General features: G+C 72.2%; 5 protein-coding genes. 2 read left to right on the top strand and 3 right to left on the bottom strand.

All coding sequences use genetic code 11. The features are described 5' to 3' along the window. The 3 genes from MLY01S_RS13080 to MLY01S_RS11500 all read right to left on the bottom strand — a co-directional run. Positions 1-1,595: D-alanyl-D-alanine carboxypeptidase (locus MLY01S_RS13080; RefSeq protein WP_067192294.1), on the bottom strand; the 1,595-nt coding region annotated here is incomplete at its 3' end. Next, positions 1,592-2,065, bottom strand: coding sequence for a hypothetical protein (locus MLY01S_RS11505; RefSeq protein ID WP_067192290.1), 474 nt, complete (start codon positions 2,063-2,065; stop codon positions 1,592-1,594). The genes MLY01S_RS11505 and MLY01S_RS13080, both read right to left, overlap by 4 nt. Positions 2,066-2,127: 62 nt before the next feature. Then, complete coding sequence (locus MLY01S_RS11500; RefSeq protein WP_082740149.1) at positions 2,128-3,762, bottom strand: serine/threonine-protein kinase; 1,635 nt, start codon at positions 3,760-3,762, stop codon at positions 2,128-2,130. A gap of 69 nt (positions 3,763-3,831) precedes the next feature. Between MLY01S_RS11500 and MLY01S_RS11495 the strand changes: the two genes are divergently transcribed. Both MLY01S_RS11495 and MLY01S_RS11490 read left to right on the top strand, forming a co-directional pair. Further along, entirely contained in the window at positions 3,832-4,392 is a 561-nt protein-coding gene (locus MLY01S_RS11495; RefSeq protein WP_067192283.1) for an inorganic diphosphatase, read from the top strand. Between the two features lie 358 nt (positions 4,393-4,750). Further along, positions 4,751-6,623, top strand: a 1,873-nt coding sequence (locus MLY01S_RS11490; RefSeq protein ID WP_067192280.1) for a vWA domain-containing protein, incomplete at its 3' end; no start/stop codon positions are given.

Raw genomic sequence — 6,623 nt, 5'->3', positions numbered from 1 at the left:
CTCGGCAGGCCCTCCAGCGCCGCGCTGAGCAGCGGCATCTCCGCGGACGCGGCGAGGACGCCGGTGAGCGCGGACGCGCTGATGCGGTTCTGCCCGCTGAGCCCGCAGGCGTCCTTCAGGTCCATCCCCTCGGTGTCCACGCCGAGGTCCGCCGCCACGTCCGTCATCAGGCCGGCGGCGCCGCGGTGGTCCGGGGTGCGGCCGACCGCGTAGGCGGCGTTGCGGGCGAGGGCCTCGGCGAGCTGGTTGTCCGAGTGCGCCAGCATGTAGTCCACCTGTTCGCGCAGCGGGGCGGAGCGCACCTCGCCCACGGAGTCGGACTCCTCGACCATCTCGCGCGGGACCGTGGTCTGCGGGATGTCCTCGCGGACCTTAAGCTGCAGGTCCGCGCCGGACTCGGCGATCTTCTCCTTCAGCACGGACTGGAAGCGCTTCGCGGCGAACTGGGCCGGGTCGGCCACGCGCTCCTCGGCGGTGCCGGCCTGCGGACGGCCGCCGAAGGTCGCCAGGGGCTGGACCCGGGAGATGTACCCCTCCTCCAGCAGGCCCTCGCTCCAGCCGGGGTTCACGCCGTCGCCGGCGTAGAGGCGCAGGTCCAGGGACAGCTCGACCTCCCCGGTGACGCCCTGCTCCTCGAGGCCCTTCACAGTCTGCTCGGCGAGGGTCACCAGGCCGGCGCGGCCGTCCACACGCTTCTCGTCCGAGGCGCCGGTGCCGAGCATGACGTCGCCGCCGCCCACCAGCACCAGCTGCTTCGGGCCGGAGGGCTTCGGGGACGACGACGGCGGCACGCCCTCGCCGTCCGACTCGCCCTCCGAGGGGCTCGCCGAGGACGGGCTCGGGCTCTGGCTCGGCTCGCCGCTCTTGCTCGGCTCGGCACTCTCGCTCGGCTCGGACGTGGGGCTCGGGGCCGGGGCGTTGCTCGGCGAAGGAGTCGGCTCCGGTGCCGGTACGGGGCTCTGCGTCGGTGTGGGCGAGGGCGTCCCGGAGGGGGACGGGCTCGGCTGCCACGTGGACGACGGGCTCGGGGTCCAGGACGAGGAACTCGGGGCCCAGCTTGAGCTGGGCTGGGGCTGCCACGTGGAGCTCGGAGTCAGCTGCGGCGTCCAGGAGGAGGGCTGCGGCTGCGTGGTCGCCGCCGGCGCGGGCTGGGCGGGGGCCGCGGGCTGCCAGGTGCTCGCCGGCTGCGGCTGGGTGTGCACCGCGGAGCGGGCCGGGTCCACCAGCACGGTGCGGGTGCGGAACTGCCGTTCGGAGCCCAGGGTGCGCAGCGCGGTGGCAGCGGTGAGCAGCTTCAGCGCGGAGGCCGGGGCGACCCCTGCATCCTGGTTCTGCCCGTAGAGCTCTTCCCCGGTGACCGCGTCCCGGACGGACACGTGCGCGGTGCCCGGATGCTCGGCGAGCGGCCCGGCCAGGACGGAGGCGACCTCGTCCTCCGCGGGGATCGGCGCGGTGGCCGCATCCTCCGCGATCTGCCGCACCGCCGCCGGGGCCGGGTCGCCCTCGAGCGGGCCGATGCCCCCGGGATGGGGCTGGACGACCGGCGACGCGGCCAGCAGCGCGGCCGCTGCCGCGGCGAACAGGGAGGTCTTCACCGGCGGCCCTCGGCCAGCTCGGCAGCCCGGCGCAGCACCGAGGCGAGCGGCCCTTCTCCGGCGGCCTCCGCGGCGGAGGTGAGCTCGGCCGGACGGCCGAGGGAGGCCAGGGCGGAGGCGAGCCGGTCGTGCCCGGGTGCGGTGCCGTCGTCGGCGTTCTGGGAGGAGGTGGGCCGCACCTGGGTGGTGAGCACGGGGTCGGACTCGCGGACCTCGGCGAGGACGGCGGCCTTGTCCTCCTCCTGGATGCGCTCCTCGAGCATGACCAGGCGGGCGTAGACGGCGGGGTTGCCGATCTTGATGCGCCGGGCGCTGGCGAGCTGGGACAGCATGGGCGCGGAGAGGCCGAGCGTGGCGGCGAGCGTGCGCTGGCTGATGCCGTACTCCTTCAGGACCACGCCGAAGCGCTCGCCCAGAGGGGCGCCGTAGAGGGCGCGCTGCTGTTCTGCGTAGTCGTGTGTGGCGGTCATGCGCTCCATGATCCCAAAGGTGTTTGCAGACGCGAAACCTCTGGCCCGTCGCGCCGGACGGCTCAGTCCTGGACCACGGTCCAGCTGTAGGCGCCGTCGGTCCAGGTGCACATCAGGTGCTTCTCGTCCAGGCCGATCACCTCGGTGCCGTGCTCGGCGGGGATGCATCCCTGCCCTTCGCGCACCGAACTGCTCAGGTTCGGTCGCCCCGTGGAGCGCGGGGTCGCCGGCGCGTCGGGGCTCGGCTGTCCCGTGGCCGGTGGGGTGGACTCGTCGCTACCCGACGACGGCTCCTCGCCTTCCGACGACGCCGCGCCCGAGCCGTCGGTCGGCGCGGCGGAGGTCTCGACGTCTGCCGTCGGCTCCGAGCTCGCGACGTCGGAGGACGGTTCGGCGGAGGACGGCGCGTCGGTCGTCGGAGCGTCGGTCGCCGGAGCGGTCGAGGTCGGTCCCGTGGGCGCCTGGTCCCCGGGTTCGTCCCCTCCTCCGCCGCCGAGGAGCATCACGAAGGCGACGACCACGGCGAGCACCCCGGCGCCCACCAGGGTCCAGGCCAGCAGGGGCGAGCGGCCGCGTCCAGCGGCACCCGGGCCGGAGGCACCGGCCCCGACCGCCGCTGCACGGGCATGCGCGCCCTGGGGCGGGGCTGCCTGGGGCGGGGCCGCCTCGGCGGCGATCGGCCGCGGCGCGGGTGCGGCGCTTGCCTCCACACGCTCGGGGGCGGACAGGACGCTCGTCGGCCGCTCCGGGGACAGGTCCACGGTCCGCGTCTCGGTCTCCGGCTCGGCCGGTGAGGGCCCCGACGCACCGCCCTGGGCTGCCGCAGCAGTGTCGAACTCCTCGTCCAGCCCCTCGAGCTGGTCGAACACCTCGAACGGCTCGCCGGAGGCGGTGACGTATCCACCGCCGGGACCCGCGGCCGCCACCACGGCCAGCCGGGTAGGCGCCTGCGCGGCGGCGCGCACCCTGGCGTCGGGGTCGTCGGCGACCAGTCCGGTCAGCACCTGCCGCAGCCCGGCGTCCTGTACGCCGGCGAGCACCCGTGCGATCTCGCCGACGTCCCGTGGTCGGCAGCCGGGGTCGAGCATGCGCAATGCGGTCACGCCGGCGGCGAAGAGGTCCTGCGCCGGGGCCGGGGCCGCCTCCGTGTAGGCCTCCGGGGGCACGTAGCCGGGCGTGCCGTGCAGGTACCCGAGGCTGGTGAGGCGGGGGTCGTCGTCGCGCATGGCCAGGCCCATGTCCCCGAGCCGCAGATGGGGCGCGCCGGCACCGGTGGCGTCGAGCAGCACGTTTCCGGGTTTGACGTCCCGGTGAATCCAGCCGGAGCCGTGCAGCTCGGCCAGCCCGTCCAGCAGCTGCAGCAGCAGCGCGGCGGTCAGCGACTCCCCGAGTGCACCCCAGTCGGAGAGGGCGCCTTCGAGCGACCCGCCGGCCACGAGCGGCATGGCGATGGCCACCTCGTGGTCCTCGGCGGCCCAGCCGTAGGGCGAGGCGAGGTGCGCGTGGTCCACCTGCACGCCCTGCTCGCGGACGAAGCGCAGCAGGGAGGCGGAGTCGGCCTGGTCCAGCACCTTGGCGGCACAGCGGCGTCCGATGCGGCGGTCGACCGCCAACCACACCGTCCCCTGCCCTCCGCGAGCGATCGGGGCGAGCAGCTCGAAACGCCCTGCGATGACCTGACCCATACGTCCCATCATGGCGGATGCCTGCGGCTGCGCCGGTACTGTGGTCCCAGACCAACCCCCATTTCCTACCTGAGGAGCGTCATGGAGCACGACGTCACGATCGAGATCCCCGCCGGCTCGCGCGTCAAGTACGAGTTCGACCACGAGACCGGCCGCCTGCGCCTGGACCGCGTGCTGTTCACCTCGATGGAGTACCCGACCCACTACGGCTTCTTCGAGAACACCCTGGGCGAGGACGGCGATCCGCTGGACGCGATGGTGTTCCTGCCGGGCTTCGACCTGCTTCCCGGCGTGGTGGTGGAGGCCCGCCCGGTCGGCGTGTTCAACATGACCGACGACGGCGGCGGCGACGCCAAGATCCTGTGCGTCCCGGCGGACAAGCGCTTCGACCACATCCAGGAGCTCGAGGACATCGACGAGTGGCTGAAGAAGGAGCTGGAGCACTTCTTCACCCGCTACAAGGACCTGGAGCCGGGCAAGTGGGTCAAGGCCGAGGGCTGGGAGGGCCGCGCGGCCGCCGAAGCCGAGCTCGAGGCCTCCATCAAGCGCTTCGAGGCCACCGGCGAGCACTCCGAGTCGGACGAGCCGCAGGGCCGCGACGTGGACACCGAGGCCGCCGAGCCGGCCACCGAAAAGGAGTGATCCGCGCGGCAGTGATCCACCTTTCCTGAGCGCCGCCGGGACCTGTGCTCCCGCCAGTGCTTGACCGACGACGGCCGCTCGCCTTCAACCGAACCGCACCGGAGGGTGCGGGGTCCGGCGGAGGCGGGCGGCCGTCGTCGTGATGTGCGGAGCGTCAGGATGCCGAGCGGGGAAGGCGGCTCTGACCTGGCGTTTCACCTGCAGTCGAGCGGGAGTTCACCGATTCGTCGCCGCGGTGGACGAGAATCCTTCGCGCCTGGTGTTTGCATTTGCGATCACCTGGGGTATGTTTGCAACAGCAAACGCAAGGGAGTGGTCGCCGGAGGGGCGGCCACAGAACACCTGGAGGATCGACGTCATGCAGCACCAGGCCAGCGCCGCCGCACAGACCCACCGCACCCGGACCGGGCGTCGTCCGGTCCTCGCCGCCGCGACCACCGCAGGCCTGCTCGGCCTCGCCTCGCTCACCGCCGCCCCCGCACTGGCCGAGCAGCAGAAGGAGCAGACCCCGGGCACCTCCCAGCAGCCGGTCGTCGTGGTCATGGACTACTCCGAGTCCATGCTGGAGAAGGACGCGGACCAGGACGGCACCGCCCGCATCGACGCAGCCAAGGACGCCACCAAAGACCTGATCGAGAAGACCCCCGAGGACGCCAAGCTCGGCATGGTCGCCTTCGGCCACGCGGACCGGAAGACCTGCACGAAGATCGAGACCCTGCAGAAGGTCGCGAAGGTCGACGCCAAGAAGCTGACGAAGAAGGTCGACGCCCTGGACGCCCAGGGCGGCACCCCGATCGGCCAGTCCCTGCAGCACGCCGCGGACGAACTGAAGGACGTCGAAGGCGAGAAGTCCATCGTCCTGGTCTCCGACGGCGAGCCCACCTGTGACGAGCCCCCGGCCTGCGAGATCGCCCAGCAGCTGGCCGAGGACGGCATCGACCTGACCGTGCACACCATCGGCTTCCGCCTGCAGGGCAACACCAAGGCCCAGGAGACCCTGGAGTGCATCGCCGAGGCCACCGGCGGCACCTACTCCTCCGCCGACGACGCCGAGCAGCTCACCGAGACCCTGACCACCCAGACCACCCGCGCCCTGCAGGGCTACCAGACCGCCGGCACCCCCGTGGAAGGCGGCAGAAGCGCCGAGGACGCGCCCCGCATGAGCGCCGGGCAGTTCACGGACACCATCGCCACCCAGAAGGGCAACGAGGACGACGGTGACGACTCTGCCGGCCGCCGCTACTACCGGATCCCCTACCACGAGGGCTACACCCCGGTGGTCACAGCCACGGTGGTCAAGGACCGCGAGACCCACGAGATGCTGGGCAACAGCGATGTCTGGATCCGGCCCGTGGACCTGTCCGAACGCCCCTACGAGACCTGCAGCTCGCTGAGGGACACGGTGGTCCCGCCGCACGGCAGCGGCATGCACGCGACCGTCCACTGGTTCGAGCATGACTCCTTCAGCAAGGAGCTGAGCGAGGACACCCGGGATAACTGCCTGACCAAGGACGACGAGGTGGTCGTCGAGGTCGTCCACGCCGCCGACACCGCCTCGGACGAGGAGATCCCCCTGGAGCTGATGGTGGCCTACGCCAAGCAGGAGAAGGCCTCCGGCTCCCCGGCACCGAGCCCGAAGTTCAAGGACGTCAAGACCGCCAAGGCAGAGCAGGTCGCCGGCGGCGGCTCCTTCAACGACGCCACACCGATCGAGTCCGGACAGACCATCACCGATACGCTGGTCCCCGGCGAGGCGAAGTACTTCAAGATCGACGCCGCGACCAACCAGACCCTGGCCGCCCGAGTGGACATCACCTCGGACGCAGAGGACAACCTCATGATCTGGGCCCTCGCCTACAACCCGCTGCGTGAGCACATGTCCTTCATGTCCGACCCCGACGCTGGGGGAAGCGGAGTGAACGGCACCGGCGACCTGTCGATCATCGGCCCCGGAGAGGGCTCGTACGCCAACGGCGTGCTGGAGGAGCACATCCACCCGAACCGACGGATCTCCAGCGGCGGGGCCGAGGCCTACTCCGTCCCCGGGGGCCAGTACATCAAGGTCCAGCGGGAGTACGACCCCTCTGCCGCAGACGTCCCCCAGTCCTTCGAGCTGACCGTGGACGTGCGCGGTGAGGCCGAGGAGGAGGCCGGCGAGTTCATCACCACCAGCGCCGAGTACACCGAGGCGTTCGGTGAGGACAGTGACACCGGGCGGGAAAACGCGGACG

Origin of the sequence: Micrococcus lylae NBRC 15355, assembly GCF_001570885.1 — a bacterium.
Taxonomy (GTDB): Bacteria; Actinomycetota; Actinomycetes; order Actinomycetales; family Micrococcaceae; genus Micrococcus; species Micrococcus lylae.
The sequence above is the reverse complement of the archived record's forward strand: the minus strand, read 5'-3'. Positions and strand labels throughout refer to the sequence as shown.